This window comes from Saccharopolyspora gloriosae, from assembly GCF_022828475.1.
Lineage (GTDB): Bacteria > Actinomycetota > Actinomycetes > Mycobacteriales > Pseudonocardiaceae > Saccharopolyspora_C > Saccharopolyspora_C gloriosae_A.
Genome location: NZ_CP059557.1, coordinates 4,830,602 through 4,847,024 on the forward strand (window position 1 = coordinate 4,830,602; position 16,423 = coordinate 4,847,024).

Below are 16,423 nucleotides of genomic sequence, written 5' to 3' on the forward strand. Positions count from 1 at the left end.
CCAAGTCTCCGGCATCGCGGGGGAACCTCAACTACACGGCTACGCCGCCAAGCACGGCCTTCGGCCGCAAGGCAGGCGGGGCTTCGGCGGCCCCTCGCGGACTTCGCCGCTTGCCGGTCGGTGTCAGAGGAGTTCGAGGGGATCGACTCTGATCTTGATGCCCTCCTTCGGGCGGCGGGAGGCTCGGACCGCCTGTGCGGCGTGCACGGCTGCGGCGAGTTCGCGGCCCTCGGCGCGGGAGACGCGGACCAGTGCGCGTTCCTGCTCCGAGTTGCCGTCCTCGTCGACCTCGCCCAACGGCACCGGCCCCAGGATCTCGCCCGTGCTCGGCAACTCCAGGCAGTCCAGCAGGTCGTTCACCGCGTCCGGTGTGCCGTCCACCGCCGCCACCCGCATCGCCGGGGGGAAACCGAGCTCAGCGCGCCCGGCCAGTTCGATCTCCGCGTGCCACGACGGATCCCACCGCACCAGCGCCTGCACCGGCTGCAACGTGGAGTCGGCCATCACCACCACCCGGCCGCCGTCCCGCGCGGGCCGCACCATCGCCGCCGCCGCCAGCCACAACCGCAGCGTCTCCTCGGTGGCCCGCAGTTCCGGTCGGGACAGCAACGTGCGCCCGTCCAGCAGCAGCGCGGCGCCGTAACCGCCTTCGGCGACGGGCTCCGCACCGGGCGTGCACACGATGAGCGCCGGTTTCGCCGGGACGCTCGACAAGATCTCCGTGCCGCCGGAGGTGCGCACGGTGGTGTTGCTGAACGCCCTGCCCAGCTCCTCCGCGGTGCGCCCGGCACCGATCGCGATGGCGCGCAGCCGCCGCGACCCGCAGGAACCGCACCGGAACGCGGCCTCAGCCGCACCGCACCACCGGCACGCCGCGGGTTTCGGAGCACCGTCCTCCATGCCGCCCGGCAGTCCCAGCGGTCCCGCGCAGCGCCGACACCGCGCCTGCTCCCGGCAGTCCCCGCAGGCCAGCGCAGGCACGTAACCCCGGCGCGGGACCTGCACCAGAACGGGAGCGTCGTTGCCCAGTGCCGCACGAGCCGCGTCGAACGCCACCGACGGCAGCCGTGCCGCGCGGGCCGCGGGATCACGAGCGAGCTGAGTGTCATCGGCCCCGATCGCGACCACGTGCGGCGCCGCGGCCCGGACCTGATCACGCAGTGCCACGACCTGCTGCGCCCAGCCGGTCTCGACCAACAACGCGGCCTCCGCGGTCCGCGCGAACCCCGCCACCAGCAACGCGGCCCCAGCGGAGTGCGCGCGGTGCGTGAGCACGTCGCGCGCGTGCGGATAAGGCATCTGCGGGTAGCTGTGCGTGCTGTCGCCGTCGTCCCACACCACCGCCAGCCCGAGGTCGTGCACCGGGGCGAACATGGCGGCCCGCGTCCCCACCACCACTCGCACCGTGCCGCGCAGCACCGCCAGCCACCGCTTGTAGCGCTCACCCGGCGCGAGTTCCGAGGTGAGCGCGACGACCCCGTCCTCCCCCAGCAGCAGTGCGCAGGCCGCGTGCAGCCGAGTCACGTCCCGGTGATCGGGCACCACGATCAACGCGCCGCGCCCCGCCGCCGCGGCCGTCGCGGCGGCCTCGGCGAGACGTTCGGTCCACTGCTCCCCCGGCAGCGCCTGCCACACCGCGCGAGCCGGTTTGCCCGCGTGCACCGCCTCCAGCAGCGCCGGTCCGTGCTGATATCGGGACCACGCCTCAGGGTCCGGCTTCGGCGGTGGCGACGCGGGCTCCGCGGTCTGCTTCTCCGCGCGGGCGTGCCTGGGCGGTACGGCCAGGCGCACGACGTCGGCGAGCATCCCGCCGTAGCGGGCGGCGACCGAGCGGCACAGCTCCAGCAGCCGCGGCGGCAGCACCACCTCCGAGGAGATCACCCGATCCACCCACTGCAGGGTTCCGGCGAACTCCGAGTTCTCCTTGCGCTCCAGCAGATACCCGTCGACGAGCTTGCCGCGGAACCGCACCCGCACCCGGCAGCCCGCCACCGCCGCGTCGTGCAACCGATCCGGGATCAGGTAGTCGAAGGCCCGGTCCAGGTGCGCGGGCAGCGACACCTCCACCAGGACGCCGGCGACCGGCAGCGCCGGAGCGGCCGTGCGCTCCGTCTTCTTCGTCGTGTTGGAACCGCCCGCCGCCATGCCTACTTCTCTACCAGAGCCCGCCGACCGCACCGCGTACCCGGTCCGCGCCGAGCGAGCCGGTCACTACGATGCGTCGGGCAGCATTCCGCGAAAGGACCCCACTTGTTCGACGTCGTCTTCTACCACCCCGAGATCCCCGGCAACACGGGCAACGCGATCCGGATGGCAGCCGGTTCCGGCTGCGTGCTGCACCTGGTGCGCCCGCTGGGGTTCAGCGTGGAAGACGCGCGGTTGCGGCGAGCGGGCCTGGACTACCACGACCGGGCCGCGCTGCGGGTGCACGACGACTGGGACGCGCTGCTGCGCGACGTGGCTCCGCAACGCGTCTTCGCCTTCACCACCGGTGCCACGACCTCACTGGAGGAGGTCGCCTATCGCCCCGGGGATGTGCTGCTGTTCGGCCCGGAGGCGACCGGCCTGCCCGCGGACGTGCTCGACTCGGAGTGCATCACCGATCAGGTCCGCATCCCGATGCTGCCCGGCATCCGCTCCATGAACCTCGCGAACTCCGCCGCCGTGGCCGTCTACGAAGCCTGGCGCCAACAGGGCTACGCCATGAACAGGTGACCGCTCCCCTTCACCCGAGGACAAGGGCCTGGCCCCAACGTCCCTTCGACCGGTGGAGCGGGCGAAGGGAACATTCACCTCGTTGACTGCGGGTCGGGGTCCGTGCGGAGTGATCTTTTGATCTGTGTCTTGCCAGCGGCGGAGCCGCCCACCGGCGGGGTTCTCAGCGGCTCCCGCGCGAGGACAGCCATTTCGCCGTGTACGGCATACATGAGAAATCGCGGCCGCACGCGAGGAAGCCGCTGAGGTTCCGCTACGCAGGGAGTTCTGAAAAGACCTCTTAGGGGTCCTTGCAGAATGATCTTGTTTTGGCATGGTGGGGGTGTGTGTTGATCGCGTTTGTGGTTGGAGCGTGGGATGTCTCGCCCGAGGCCGTGGGAGGTCAGTGACGAGCTGTGGGCGGTGATCGCACCGTTGCTGCCCAGGCATGAACGAAGGTTTCGGCATCCGGGGCGGTGTCGGATCGATGACCGTAAGGCGTTGCAGGGTGTGTTGTTCGTGCTCTACACCGGTATCCAGTGGGAGTTCCTGCCCCAGGAACTCGGGTTCGGTTCGGGCTCGACGTGCTGGCGCCGGTTGGCGGAGTGGCAGCAGGCCGGTGTCTGGGAACAGCTGGAGGAGGTCCTGCTGGCCAAGCTGCGTGCGGCCGATCAGCTGGATTTCTCCCGCGCAGTGGTGGACTCCTCGCAGATCCAGGCCAAACGAGGACGTGGTTCCCCAAAAGTGGGCAAGAGCCCGGTTGATCGGGGCAGGCCGGGCTCGAAACACCACATCATCACCGACGCCCGCGGAACCCCGCTACAAGTGCTGCTGACCGGCAGCAACCGCAACGACGTCACCCAGCTGATACCGCTGATCGAGGCGGTCCCACCGGTACGCGGAGTCCGAGGCCGACCCCGCCGCACACCCCGTCACGTCTACGCCGACCGCGGCTATGACCACGACAAATACCGGCACCAGCTACGGGACCGCAACATCACACCCCGCATCGCACGTCGCGGTGATCAGCACGAATCCGGCCTCGGCACACTCCGCTGGGTCGTCGAAGCCGCCTTCGCCTGGCTCCACGGTCCCCGCAAACTCCGCATCCGCTGGGAAACCCGCGACGACATCCACGAAGGCCTACTCCACCTCACCCACTGCATGATCCTCGCCCGCAAACTCCTTGCCACAGCATTCTGAAAGGACCCCTTAGAGGCGGCAGGCCTCGAGGGGGGTGACCAGGATGGCTCGGGCGCCCTCCGCCCAGAGGCGGTCCATGATCGACTGGGCTTGGTGGCGCGGGACCATCACGCGGACCGCGACCCAGCCCTTCTCGTCGAGCGGGGACACCGTCGGCGACTCCATGCCGGGCGTGATCTTGCGGACGCCGTCGAGCACCGCGGTGGGGCAGTTGTAGTCCATCATCACGTACTGCCGGGCGATGAGGACGCCGCGCAGCCGCTGGATCAGCACCTCCACGGCCTGCTCGCTGTCGTCCGGCAGCTCACGATCACCCCGCACCAGCACGGCCTCGGAGCGCAGGATCGGGTCCCCGATGGTCTGCAGCCCGGCTTCCCGCAACGAGGCACCGGTCTCCACGACGTCGGCGATGGCGTCGGCGAGCCCGAGCTCCACGGCCGTCTCCACCGCCCCGTCCAGTTCGATCACGTCCACCTGGATGCCCAGGTCTGCGGCAGCAGCGGTCACCAGCGGCGCGAACGAGGTGGCGACGCGCTTGCCGTCGAGTTCGGCGAGCGCCCCGATCCACCCGGTGGGGGCGGCGAAGTAGAACCGCGACACCCCGAAATCCAGTGGCAGCAGTTCAGTGGTGCTCACGTCGGTGCCGGCGGCCTGCAGCAGGTCCTGGCCGGTGATGCCGACGTCGAGCACGCCGCTGCCGACGGTGCGGGCGATGTCGGTGGGACGGAGGAAGACGAACTGCACGTCGTTGGCGGTGTCGATGGCGAACAACGCCTTGGGCTCGCGGTGCACGCGATAGCCGGCGTCGGAGAGCAACTGGATGGCGGGACCGCTCAGCGATCCTTTGTTGGGCACGGCGACCCGAAGCATGGTGGTTCCTTTGCCGAGTTCGGTGGGACGGGACGGCCCCGGTTCAGACGGGGCGGCGGGGCGTTCCACCCGCTGCACGCTGCGGGCGGAACCCGCTATGGCGCTGACCACCGCACATCGACTGCGTCCTCCTCGTACCGGGTCACCCCGGCCAGATTTTCGTACGTCCAGAATGGTGGCACACCGAGGTACCGCGCGGCCCGGGAGCATGTCCGTGCTCACGTGCCGAGGTCCCGCGAGTGCCGCCCCCGTTCCCGGCAGCCGATGAGGATTCCCGCCCATGCCCGATCGACATCTGGTCGACGCCCACATCATGTTGCTGCGCGAGAACCGGATCCTGCTCAGCAAACGCCGGGGAGACGCCTTCGACGGCAAGTGGCATCTGCCCGCGGGCAAGGTCGACGCGGGTGAGGACGTGATCTCGGCGGCCGTGCGGGAGGCCTGCGAGGAAGTGGGCGTGCGGATCGATCCCGCGGACCTGACGCACGTGCACACCGTGCACATCATCGGATCCGGCCAGGAGCCGCGGTTCGGCTTCTTCTTCCGCTCGTCCCGATGGTCCGGGCAACCGGAGAACCGGGAGCCCGCCAAGTCCCACGGCCTCGACTGGTTCGCGCTCGACGCGCTGCCCGAACCGATGATCGGATACGCGGCCCTCGGCATCCGAGCCCTAAGCAGCGGAATCCCCTTCTCGATCCACGGCTGGGACTGATCAGGCCGCGGCGCGCAACGCCGCCGCCCGATCCGGCCGCTCCCAGGGCAGTTCGAGGTCGGCGCGCCCGAAGTGGCCGTAGGCGGCGGTCGGCGTGTAGATCGGCCGCAACAGGTCCAGGTCGCGGATGATCGCACCGGGCCGCAGATCGAACACGGCGTTGATGGCGGCCTGAATCCGTTGTGGCGCAACGGTTTCCGTCCCGAACGTCTCCACGAACAACCCGACCGGAGCCGCCGCGCCGATGGCGTAGGCCACCTGCACTTCCACGCGCTCCGCGAGCCCGGCGGCGACGACGTTGTTCGCCACCCACCGCAGCGCGTACGACGCGGACCGGTCGACTTTGGACGGATCCTTGCCGGAGAAGGCGCCGCCGCCGTGCCGCGCCATGCCGCCGTAGGTGTCCACGATGATCTTGCGTCCGGTGAGTCCGGCGTCGCCCATCGGCCCGCCCACCACGAACCGCCCCGTCGGGTTCACCAGCACCCGCACCGCCGAGGCGTCCAGCTCCAGCCCGTCCAGTTCCGGGGCGACGACCAGTTCCCGCACTTCGGAGTCGAGCTGCGCCGGTTCGATGTCGGCGGCGTGCTGGGCGGACACGACCACGGTGTCCAGCGCCACCGGCCGATCCCCGTCGTAGTCGACGGTCACCTGCGTCTTGCCGTCCGGCCGCAGGAGCGGCAGCAGCCCGTCCTTGCGCACCCGAGCCAGCCGCCGGGCGAGCCGGTGCGCGAGCGCGATCGGCATCGGCAGGCGCTCCGGAGTGTCGGCGCAGGCGTAGCCGAACATCAGGCCTTGATCACCGGCGCCTTGCCGCGCGACGTCGCCGTCCAGCCCTTCGACGCGGGATTCATAGGCGCGGTCCACCCCACGGGCGATGTCCGGTGACTGCGCACCGATGGCGACGTTCACGCCGCAGGAGTTCCCGTCGAAGCCCTTCGCGGAGGAGTCGTAGCCGATCTCCAGCACGCGTTCCCGGACGATGCCGGGGATGTCCACGTACGCCTCGCTGGAGACTTCGCCCGCGATGTGCACCTGCCCGGTGGTCACCATCGCCTCCACGGCGACGCGGGAACGCGGATCCTGCGCGAGCAGCGCGTCCAGCACCGAGTCGCTGATGGCGTCGCAGACCTTGTCCGGATGCCCTTCGGTCACCGATTCACTGGTGAAAAGCCGCACGACCCACCCCCTGGGAACGGGTGCGGCCCGGTGTCAGCCCTGCACGAGCCGCCGCGCCACAGCATCCCACAACCGGGCCGAGAGCAGGGACTTCGCGCCGTGCGGCAATGGGGTTTCGGTGCCGTCGGTGGACAGCAGCCAGCCCGCGTTGTCCTCCATCTCGAAGGCCTTGCCGTCGCCGACGGTGTTCACCACCAGCAGGTCGCAGCCCTTGCGGGCGAGTTTGCGGCGCCCGTGGTCGAGCACCGGGGTCTCGGGGTCGCCGGTCTCGGCGGCGAATCCGACGATCAGGCCGACCCCGAGCCTGCCGTCGCGGCGGCGCTCGACGAGCTCGGCGAGGATGTCCGGGTTCCGGGTCAGCTTCACCGGCGCCGGATCGGCGTCCACCTTCTTGATCTTGTGTTCGGCGAGGTCCACCGGCCGGAAGTCGGCGACCGCGGCGGCCATCACCACCGCGTCGGCACCTTCCGACTCCGCCAGCACCGAGTCCCGCAACTGCTCGGCGGTGCCCACGTGCACCACCCGGACTCCGGCCGGTTCCACCAGGTCCGCGGTGTGCGCGGAGATCAACGTGACCTCGGCGCCCCGGTGCGCGGCGACCCGCGCCAGCGCGTAGCCCTGCCGCCCCGACGAACGATTCCCCAGGTATCGCACCGGATCCAGCGGCTCCCGCGTACCGCCCGCGGAGATCACCACACGACGGCCTTCCAGGTCCCTCGGCAGCGCCGCCGCCGAGGACAGCAGCAACCGGCCCAGATCCACGATCTCCACCGGATCCGGCAGTCGGCCCTTGCCGGTGTCCTTGCCGGTGAGCCTGCCGCTGGCCGGTTCCGCGACGACCACTCCCCTGGCGCGCAGCGTTGCCACGTTCTGCCGCGTCGCCGGGTGCTCCCACATCTCGGTGTGCATCGCGGGCACCATCAGCACCGGACAACGCGCCGTGAGCAGCGTCGAGGTGAGCAGATCGTCGGCTTGGCCGTGCGCGGCGCGCGCGAGCAGGTCCGCGGTGGCCGGCGCGACCACGACCAGCTCGGCCTCCTGGCCGAGCCGCACGTGCTGCACCTGGTCGACGTCGGTGAACACCCCGGTGCGCACCGGATGGCCGGACAACGCCTCGAAGGTGGCGGAGCCGACGAAGTTCAACGCCGCCTCGGTGGGCACCACCCGCACGTCGTGGCCGGATTCGGTCAGCCGCCGCAGCACATCACACGCCTTGTAGGCCGCGATGCCGCCGCTGACGCCCAGCACGACCCGCGGGCGATCCCCGGAAGGTTGCTGTGTCACGGAGAGTCCCGGTTCACTCGCCTTCGGTGTGCTCGAGCATGCCGGAGTGGATCTCGCGCAGCGCGATCGACAGCGGCTTCTCCCGCGGCCCCGGCTCCACCAGCGGGCCGACGTACTCCAGCAGGCCTTCGCCGAGCTGGGCGTAGTAGTCGTTGATCTGCCGGGCGCGCTTGGCCGCGTAGATCGCCAGCGCGTACTTCGAGCTGACCTGCTCCAGCAGGTCGTCGATCGGCGGGTTGGTGATGCCCTCCGGCGAGGTCAGCGAGGACCGGGTGTTGAGGGCGGCGAGCGCGTTGGGGTGGTCACGTGGTGGCTCCTGCTCTGAACGAAGAATGCGGTGGACGCCGGCGCGTGGACCGCGGCGACTCGGGTCGGCCGACGGCTGGCGCCGGTTCGGCGTCCGAGCACGGGCTCAGACCCGGCGACCGGTCACCAATCGTATCAATTCGCTGGTCGCGGACCGCACATCGGCGTTGACCACGGTGTCGTCGAACTCCGGTTCGGCGGCGAGCTCATCCCGCGCGGTCTGCAACCGGGCCTCGACCACCTCGGGATCTTCGGTGCCGCGTCCGGTGAGCCGCTGCACGAGCTCCTCCCAAGAGGGCGGCAGCAGCATCACGAGCCGCGCCTCGGGCATCGAGACGCGCACCTGCCGGGCGCCTTGCAGTTCGATCTCCAGCACGGCGTCGTGGCCGGCGGCCAGCGCGCGCTCGACGGGACCGCGGGGCGTGCCGTAGTAGTTGCCGGCGTACCGGGCGTGCTCGAGCAGTTCGCCCTCGGCGACCATCCGCTCGAACTCGGCGATGCCGACGAAGTGGTAGTGCGCGCCGTCCACCTCGCCCGCGCGCGGGCGCCTGGTGGTCACCGAAACGCTGAAGTAGATCTCCGGCGCCTGCTTGCGCAGTTCGTCCAGCACGCTGGATTTACCGACGCCTGAAGGACCGGAAACGACGGTGAGCCGGGGCCCGTCCTGACGGACCGACCCCGGCTCGACACCGGTACGGGTGTCGATCACTCGGCGGCGAACTCGGTGAGCAGCGCCTTGCGCTGACGCTCACCCAGCCCGCGGAGCCGGCGGCTGTTAGCGATCTCCAGCCGCTCCATGATCTGCTGAGCGCGGACCTTGCCCACGCCGGGAAGGGCCTCAAGCAGCGCGGACACCTTCATCTTGCCCAAGACCTCGTCGTTGTCGGCGGTGTCCAGGACCTCTGCCAGGCTGGTTCCACCGCGCTTGAGGCGCTCTTTGAGCTCGGCTCGGGCGCGACGGGCGGCAGCCGCCTTTTCCAAAGCTGCTGCCCGCTGCTCCTCGGTCAGCTGGGGAAGGGCCACCATGTCCTCCGTGATGTGGGGTTTCTCTTGATCGGTGCGGCGACGGTACCGACTCCCGCCCACCGGGTTCCACGCGGGTCCGGCTTGTTGAGCGGGCGTTCCGGGGAAGTTCCCGCCGCCTGACCCTTCGGACGGCGCGTACAAGGGGTGCACGAGCACTAGGGCCGCTGCAACTACTACCAACAATGGCGCTGAAGTGCACTAACCTGCGAGAAAACTCTTCCGATCTGTCCGATTTCCGGGCGGTTGAGCGACGCTGGGTGCGTCCTCGCAGGTCACAGGGAGATCGATACCACGACAACGGGAAGTCGATCAAGATCGAATCCGACTTCCGCTCGATCTTGCCGGTCTTTTTTCGCCGATCCCGCCCGGAATTCGTACCCGCCCGCCCGAACGCCGCCGCACCCGGCCCCCGCCCGAGCCCCGCCGGACGGCAATGAAATGATCATGATCAGAGCACGTTCCGCGCAGGTCGACACGCGATCAGCCGCCACTCCCCCAGCATCGCCCGCCCCGGAGGACGCATCGCGATGAGGCCCCCAACCGAGGCACGGACCGTCGACGAGCGCACCGCGCTGCGGCCGCTGTTCGTCAGTGTTCGCGCTCGCCCACCGCGGGCAGCGCCACACCCCAGAGATCGGCGTCGAAGAACCCCGGATCACCCTTGACGGAACCCCAGAACTCGTCGTCCGCGCCGCCGGGAAGGCGCTCCGGAGCCGGTTCGGGCCGATGCCCGCCCGGCACGTCCAGGCAGTACGAAGAACCGCCCGCCTGCTCCGGAATCACCGGGTCGGCCGCGGTGCTCTCGGCCCGGATGACCTCCGCCCGCAAAGCTTCGGCGCGGGCTCCGGGTTCACCGCTCTCCTGAGCTCGCGGACCCCGTACCCGCCATGCCCCCATGTCGTCGTGCACGAACGCTCCTCGCTGTCGCCAGGGCATCATCGCCCCGGCAGCTCCGTCCCAGTGCTCACGACGTTATCGCAAGTCCAGGCGGAGCCGACAAGCTTTCATAACACGACAACGCGAACAATTCCCGGCGAAGATCCACTAATCCCGAGGCCGGATGCTCAGCTGAGCGGCGCCGGAACCGCCCTCGTCGGCGTAGCCCTAGCCGGAGTTGGAGTTGCCCTTGCCGTTCTGGCTGCCGTTGCCGTTCTCCGACTGGTCGTCGCCGACGTTGTTCCCGCTCTGACCGTTCTGGTCGTTCGACGGAGGACTGCCCCTCCCCTGTTCCAGCCCTGGGGACAGCTCGCGCTTCTCGGCCGGTCCCGGTGGCAGCGCCACCTCCGGGGGCACGGTGACGGTCTTTCCGGGCAGCGTCGTCACCGACCCTGGGGGCGGGACGAGCGGGTTCCCCGGCACGGAGACCACCGTCGGCGGCGGCGGTCCGGGCAGCGGAAGCGTCGCGACGTCCGCGGCCACGCGATCGACGACCGCCAGCAGACTGCGAGCGTAGGTCGGATCCAGCCGCCCTTCGGACTGAGCGGCGGCGATGTTCCGGACCAGGTCCGCGAGCGCGAACTCGGACCCCACCCGGTCGTGCCGCCGCGCCGCCTCGTCCACTTCGGACACCGAGGCCATGAGCTCGGCGCGCACGTCCGGTTCGACGAGCGTTCGCGGCGCATCGCCGCACGAACTGAGCAGCAACGCGGCCAGCACCGTCCACAGTGGCGTCTTCATTCGCCCACCAGCTCACGCAAGTCGGACAGGTCCGCGGGCAATCGGTCGGCCCCGGCGGGGCCGGCGGCGGGCGGCAGCACCGGCTGATCCGGCGCGCTCTCCACCGGCACCAGCAGGAACACCGCGACCAGCACCACGGCCACGGCCACGGCGAGAACTCCCAGCCAGGACCACCGGATTCGGCGGCGGGCGGATGACAGGTCGGTGGAATCGTCGGTCGTGTTCGCGGGACGCGCCGGGGTGGTCTCGGCCGGTTCGGGCTCGGGCGGCCTGATCTCACCGGCCAGCAGCTGGACGCAGCGGGCCGCGGAGGGCCGTTCGTCCGGATCATCGGCGGTCATCGCGCGCAGCGTCCCGGCGAGCGGCTCGGGCAGCGACTCCGGGATGCGCGGCCTGCGCGTCAGGCGAGCCACCGCGGCCTCGGCCTTGGTGCCGTCGTACTCCGCGCGCCCGGTGAGGCATTCCAGCAGCACCAGGGCCAGCGAGTACAGGTCGGCCGGGTAGCCGATCTCCTGGTCGCGGACCTGTTCGGGCGCCATGTAGTGCGCGGAGCCCATGATGATGCCGGAGTCGGTCATCCGGCCCACGGTGTCCGCGAGCCGGGAGATGCCGAAGTCGGCGAGGAACACCTGCCCGTCCTCGGTGATCAGCACGTTCGACGGTTTCACGTCCCGGTGCACGATGCCGTTCCGATGCACGTAGCCGAGCACCTCGGCGAGCCGCCTGCCCAGTTGCAGCACCTGCGCCGGGTCGAGCGGACCCGCCTCGACGACATTGGTGAGGGTGCGGCCCTCCACGAGCTGCATCACCAGGTAGGGCTCGCCGTCACCGGACTCAGCGCCGAAGTCGTGCACGGTGACCAGTCCCGGATGGCTCAGCCGGGCCAGCAGGCGCGCTTCGTCCTCGAAGCGGCGGCGGGAGGACTCGTCGGCGTTGGAGCGGAACACCTTGACCGCGACGGGCCGTCCGAGCCGAGTGTCCACGGCACGGTGCACCTCGGACATCCCGCCGCGCCCCAGGCGCCTGCCGAGCCGGTACCGACCGGCCAGCAGCCGCGGCGCCGCCTCAGTCATCCGGGCCTCCGAACCGTCCACTCGATCAACCGCCGGAACTCTAACCGACGCCGTAGGACGAGTGGATCACTCCGACGTTCCGAAACGACCGCGGGCCGCCCGGACCGGTGGTCGGACGGCCCGCCGAATCCGGTGGGACTACTCGCGTTCCATCGCGGACATGTCGATCCGCCCTCGGACGCAGTACCAGCCGATGACCAGCGCGATCAGGATCACCGGCAGCGAGATCAGGGTGATCTGCCCGACCTCGTCGAAGCCCATCAGGACGACCACGGAAGCCAGGAAGGCCAGCGTGACGTACTCGATGTACGGGGAGAACGGAAGCCGGTAGTTCGGACGCTCGACCTCGCCGCGGCCGGCCTTGCGCACGAACAGCAGGTGGCTGAGCACGATGATGGCCCAGGTGGCGAGGATGCCGATCGAGGCGAAGTTCAGCACGATCTCGAACGCCTGCTCCGGCACCACCGCGTTGAGCGCGACGCCGACGACGCAGACGGCCGCGGTGAGCAGGATGCCGCCGTAGGGCACCTGGCTCCTGTTCATCGCACCGGTGAACTTCGGCGCCGATCCGGCCAGCGACATGGAGCGCAGGATGCGGCCGGTGGAGTACAGCCCCGAGTTGAGGCTGGACATGGCGGCGGTGAGCACCACGAGGTTCATCACGTCACCGGCGTACGGGACGCCCAGGTTGGCCAGCACCGTGACGAACGGGCTCTCGCCGTCCTTGTAGGAGCTCCACGGCATCAGCATCGTCAGCAGCGCGACGGAGCCGACGTAGAAGATCCCGATCCGCCACATGATCGAGTTGATCGCCTTCGGCATGATCTTCTCGGGGTTCTCGGTCTCACCGGCGGCGACGCCGACGAGCTCGACCGAGGCGTAGGCGAACACGACGCCCTGCATGATCAGCACGACCGGCACGATCCCGGCCGGGAACACGCCGCCGTTGTCGGAGATGACCGAGAAGCCGGCCTGATGGCCGTCGATGGCGTGACCGGTGACGATCAGGTAGATCCCGACGAGCATGAACACGACCAGCGCGCCGACCTTGACGATGGCGAACCAGAACTCCATCTCGCCGAACAGCCGCACCGAGACCATGTTCAGCGCGAGCACGATCGCCAGTGCGATCAGCGCCAGCACCCACTGCGGGATCGGCGAGAACATCGCCCAGAAGTGCGCGTACAGCGCGATGGCGGTGATGTCGGCGATGCCGGTGGTGGACCAGTTCAGGAAGTGCATCCACCCGGCGGTGTAAGCGCCCTTCTCGCCCATGAATTCCCGCGCGTAGGACACGAACGCGCCGGAGGAGGGGCGGTAGAGGATGAGCTCACCGAGCGAGCGCACCACGAAGAACGCGAACAGCCCGCACACCGCGTAGGCGATGGCGAGGGCCGGTCCGGCCTGCACGAGCCTGCCGCCCGCACCGAGGAAGAGCCCGGTGCCGATCGCGCCGCCGATGGCGATCATGTTGATGTGCCGTGCTTTCAGCGATTTGCTGTAGCCGGCGTCTCCGGCGTCGACGGGCGGCTGCCCGTCCGAGTCGCCGCCGGTCTGGAGGGTTTCTTGGCTCACGGTGCCCGGAATTTCCGTTCTGCTCGTCCACGCGGACACTGCCCGCGTGGTTGCTCGCGACGCCTCAGGGTCGTCGGTCCGGCCGCTCGGGGGTTCGCCTCGATGCGCGGAGTCGTCGGCGCGGAGGGTCTTTCTCGGGGCGCACCGGGGCCGGGCGGCCACGTTTCAGCGGCCCGCGCAACCCGTTCCGATGCTTGGGACGGAATGGTGAAGCGCACACGCCGCATTGTCAAGATCCACAGCATTTCACCCGAATCGACCAGTATTCGGCGTCAAAAATGTAAGGAATGTCGCAGTCCGCACATGCTTCCCTGGACCACGGCCGCGAGGCCGAACTCGCAGGACACGACATCCGCCGACGACAGGCGCAGGGATTACCGAAACCCTGCGTACACCGTTCGTTCACCCCGCGTGAGGAATCCGCCGGGCACCGAATCCGGCGGCCGAGAATGCCGGATCACCATTCTCCGCCCATCGCGACAATTCCGGCGCACACCGAAATCAATTCTTAACATCGGGGACTCCGCCCGAACCCACCCGCACGACGCGACCGAGTCTGCGGCGACCGCTCACGCGCCGGTGAGGCACCTCCGCCCCGTACGACAGCTGGACCGCGATCTCGCCCACGACGGGACAGGTGAACGGACCGTTCGTCCAATCCGGTTGGTCGAACGGTCCGTTCACTCAGAAACGTGCCCAGCAGCCAACGCCACGACCTGCACGAGATCCGCCGGCCAGCAGCCACTGCCGCCGCACGTCGGGCGCCCCGGGGTGAGGTGAACGGTGTCCGCCTTCACCGCATCGGACATCTCGGCCCGTACGGCGTCCAGTTCCGCGGCGACGTTCTTCCAGGTCTCCGAGTGCGCTTTGATCTCGTCCGGGTCACCGGTGAGCGCGTCCAGCGCGTCCGAAACCGGCCCGACGTGCTCCATCAGCCAGCCCACTCCGGCAGCGAGGACAGCACCGAACGGGTCGAGCGCCATGCCGAGCGCATCCAGCCCGGTCCCGACGGCGCCCATCACCCCGCTGGCCCAGTCCCCGGACTCGATGGCTTTCTTCGTCTCGTCGACCGATTCCAGGATCGGCACGCCGCTGAACGACTTGGTCGAATCCTCCCGCTCCGCCACCAACGGATTGCCCACGACGCGATCCACTCAACTACGGTCGAACGAAACAATGCGGAAGACGGCACGAGCTGGTCGAGTCGGTCCACAGCGGACGGCCGTCGCCGCGCCCGCTACGTCGGACATCTCCCCTGGCACGCCGGTTTCCCCTTGCACACCAACGCGATCGTACGACGTCGCGCCCACCCCTCGGGCCACCGGCGGAAACCACCGGAGCCCGGCTCGACCAGATCAAAGTACTGCACAGCCGGGAGGCGCTTCCAGCGGTGCCGACGGTTTCTCCCGTCGGATCGACGAAGCCATGCGCGCCATCCTGAGTTTCCCCGCCGGACCGGGCGCAAGGTGGACGATCCGCGATGCGGCGGGAAAGCCTTCGTTCGGAATAACCGGCGGCGAGACCACGTTCACACTGGTCATGGAGCTAGGGGTATCGCTGTCCACGTTCGCGGCCAACTCGGAGAACGTCATCGACGAGGCCGTGCGGCTCGCCGCGCAAGCAGCGGACGCCGGGATCGACTCGGTGTGGTTCGGGCAGATGCTCAGCTACGACGCGATCTCGGTGAGCGCCACGGTGGGCCGGGAGGTGCCCGGAGTCCGCGTCGGGCCTTCGGTCGTGCCCATTTACCCGCGTCATCCGCAGCTGCTGGCGTCCGCCGCGAAAACGGCGCAGGCCGCGACCGGTGGCCGGTTCCGGCTCGGCGTCGGACTCGGCGCGAAGAACATGCTGGAACCCGCGTACGGCGTGCCCTATCCGCCGCCGATCAAGCACCTCCGCGAATACCTGGGCGCGCTGCGGCCGTTGCTCGACGGCCGTGACGATCCGTTCGAGGGCGACACGCTGGTCTCCCGCCCCTCGATGCCGACGGCGGTGCCGGGCGCTGAGGCGCACATCCCGGTGATCGTCGCCGCGATGGGTCCGCAAGCGCTGCGGGCCACCGGTGAACTCGCGGACGGCACCCTGCCCTTCCTCGCCGGTCCGAAGGCCATCGCAGAACACATCGCCCCGCAGATCAACGAGGCCGCGCAGCGGGCGGGACGGTCCGCCCCGCAGATCGTCGCCGCGATCCCCGCCGTCGTCACCGACGACGTTGACGAGGCGCGTTCCCGCGCGCAGCAACAGATGAGCTTCTACGACGCCATTCCGTCCTACCAGCGAGTGATCGAGCAATCCGGCGCGGAGAAGGCCGCCGACCTGCTGCTCGCCGGAGACGAGGACACCGTGGCCGCCGGAATCCGCGAGTACGCCGAGGCGGGAGCGACAGCTGTCACCCTCACCCAAACCGACCTCACCGGCGACCAGGACCGCCTCCGAACCTGGCAACTGCTCGGAACGCTGAAGACGGCGAACCCGTGACCGCGGTGATCACCGTCTGGGCGGACGTCAGCCGCGAGGTGTGCCCGGCGCGCGTCCAGTGCTCGCCGAGCTGGAACATGCCGGGGTGCAGGACGAGCGGCGGACCGTTCCCCGCGACTTCGTAGGCGACCTTGAATCCGTTGCTGCGCGCGGTGGGCACGAGTCGCTCCTGCGGTCCGTGGTTCGCCTGGGGCTTTGGCGCTGATCTCCATGCGGGCGCAAAAACCCTCGTGATCAGCTAAGACAGTTGTCCGCGAACGTTCGACCGCCGGGGACGTTCACTTCATCGCGACATCGCGAACCCTTGGACGGAGTTCGGCCGGCACGTACGGCCCGCCTCCGATGA

The 16,423-nt window shown here is 69.7% G+C and carries 16 protein-coding genes and 1 pseudogene; 4 read left to right on the forward strand and 13 right to left on the reverse strand.

Annotated features, from left to right (window positions below):
- Window positions 1–123: 123 nt before the first annotated feature.
- Window positions 124–2,145: a primosomal protein N' gene (locus H2Q94_RS20940; RefSeq protein ID WP_243788899.1), complete on the reverse strand. Its 2,022-nt coding sequence runs from the start codon at window positions 2,143–2,145 to the stop codon at window positions 124–126.
- Between the two features lie 105 nt (window positions 2,146–2,250).
- Here H2Q94_RS20940 and H2Q94_RS20945 point away from each other — a divergent pair, with 105 nt between their 5' ends.
- On the forward strand, window positions 2,251–2,715 hold the full coding sequence (locus H2Q94_RS20945; RefSeq protein WP_243788900.1) for a tRNA (cytidine(34)-2'-O)-methyltransferase: 465 nt from the start codon (window positions 2,251–2,253) through the stop codon (window positions 2,713–2,715).
- A gap of 357 nt (window positions 2,716–3,072) precedes the next feature.
- Window positions 3,073–3,897, forward strand: coding sequence for an IS5 family transposase (locus tag H2Q94_RS20950; protein WP_243788901.1), 825 nt, complete (start codon window positions 3,073–3,075; stop codon window positions 3,895–3,897).
- Between the two features lie 9 nt (window positions 3,898–3,906).
- Here H2Q94_RS20950 and hisG read toward each other — a convergent pair whose 3' ends face one another.
- A complete protein-coding gene (gene hisG / locus H2Q94_RS20955; protein ID WP_243788902.1) occupies window positions 3,907–4,767 on the reverse strand; it encodes an ATP phosphoribosyltransferase in 861 nt (286 codons plus the stop codon).
- Window positions 4,768–5,047: 280 nt separating this feature from the next.
- Between hisG and H2Q94_RS20960 the strand changes: the two genes are divergently transcribed.
- Entirely contained in the window at window positions 5,048–5,479 is a 432-nt protein-coding gene (locus H2Q94_RS20960) for an NUDIX hydrolase (RefSeq protein WP_243788903.1), read from the forward strand.
- Here H2Q94_RS20960 and metK read toward each other — a convergent pair whose 3' ends face one another.
- The 11 genes and pseudogenes from metK to H2Q94_RS21015 all read right to left on the reverse strand — a co-directional run bounded on the left by metK (window position 5,480) and on the right by H2Q94_RS21015 (window position 15,140).
- Window positions 5,480–6,658, reverse strand: coding sequence for a methionine adenosyltransferase (metK, locus tag H2Q94_RS20965; RefSeq protein ID WP_243788904.1), 1,179 nt, complete (start codon window positions 6,656–6,658; stop codon window positions 5,480–5,482).
- A gap of 33 nt (window positions 6,659–6,691) precedes the next feature.
- Window positions 6,692–7,942, reverse strand: a complete 1,251-nt coding sequence (gene coaBC, locus H2Q94_RS20970; protein WP_243788905.1) for a bifunctional phosphopantothenoylcysteine decarboxylase/phosphopantothenate--cysteine ligase CoaBC — start codon at window positions 7,940–7,942, stop codon at window positions 6,692–6,694.
- A gap of 13 nt (window positions 7,943–7,955) precedes the next feature.
- The gene (gene rpoZ, locus H2Q94_RS20975) at window positions 7,956–8,204 is read right to left on the reverse strand and encodes a DNA-directed RNA polymerase subunit omega (RefSeq protein ID WP_243795825.1); all 249 of its coding nucleotides are present in this window, start codon (window positions 8,202–8,204) and stop codon (window positions 7,956–7,958) included.
- 150 nt (window positions 8,205–8,354) lie between these two features.
- A complete protein-coding gene (gene gmk / locus H2Q94_RS20980; protein WP_243788906.1) occupies window positions 8,355–8,957 on the reverse strand; it encodes a guanylate kinase in 603 nt (200 codons plus the stop codon).
- Complete coding sequence (gene mihF / locus H2Q94_RS20985) at window positions 8,954–9,271, reverse strand: integration host factor, actinobacterial type (RefSeq protein ID WP_184484996.1); 318 nt, start codon at window positions 9,269–9,271, stop codon at window positions 8,954–8,956. The genes gmk and mihF overlap by 4 nt, the downstream gene beginning before the upstream one ends.
- Window positions 9,272–9,862: 591 nt before the next feature.
- Window positions 9,863–10,183 carry a hypothetical protein gene (locus H2Q94_RS20990; RefSeq protein ID WP_243788907.1) on the reverse strand — a complete coding sequence of 107 codons (321 nt, stop codon included), beginning with the start codon at window positions 10,181–10,183 and terminating at the stop codon, window positions 9,863–9,865.
- Window positions 10,184–10,378: 195 nt separating this feature from the next.
- Window positions 10,379–10,951 carry a hypothetical protein gene (locus tag H2Q94_RS20995; protein ID WP_243788908.1) on the reverse strand — a complete coding sequence of 191 codons (573 nt, stop codon included), beginning with the start codon at window positions 10,949–10,951 and terminating at the stop codon, window positions 10,379–10,381.
- Complete coding sequence (locus tag H2Q94_RS21000) at window positions 10,948–12,024, reverse strand: serine/threonine-protein kinase (RefSeq protein ID WP_243788909.1); 1,077 nt, start codon at window positions 12,022–12,024, stop codon at window positions 10,948–10,950. The genes H2Q94_RS20995 and H2Q94_RS21000 overlap by 4 nt, the downstream gene beginning before the upstream one ends.
- A gap of 138 nt (window positions 12,025–12,162) precedes the next feature.
- Window positions 12,163–13,494, reverse strand: coding sequence for an amino acid permease (locus H2Q94_RS21005; protein ID WP_243795827.1), 1,332 nt, complete (start codon window positions 13,492–13,494; stop codon window positions 12,163–12,165).
- 875 nt (window positions 13,495–14,369) lie between these two features.
- A pseudogene (locus tag H2Q94_RS21010) lies at window positions 14,370–14,741 on the reverse strand (hypothetical protein); the annotation flags it as partial.
- Between the two features lie 213 nt (window positions 14,742–14,954).
- Window positions 14,955–15,140, reverse strand: coding sequence for a hypothetical protein (locus tag H2Q94_RS21015; RefSeq protein WP_243788911.1), 186 nt, complete (start codon window positions 15,138–15,140; stop codon window positions 14,955–14,957).
- On the opposite strand from H2Q94_RS21015, the gene H2Q94_RS21020 reads away from it, so the two are divergent.
- The gene (locus H2Q94_RS21020) at window positions 15,139–16,077 is read left to right on the forward strand and encodes a TIGR03564 family F420-dependent LLM class oxidoreductase (RefSeq protein WP_243788912.1); all 939 of its coding nucleotides are present in this window, start codon (window positions 15,139–15,141) and stop codon (window positions 16,075–16,077) included. The genes H2Q94_RS21015 and H2Q94_RS21020 overlap by 2 nt on opposite strands.
- Window positions 16,078–16,423 lie beyond the last annotated feature (346 nt).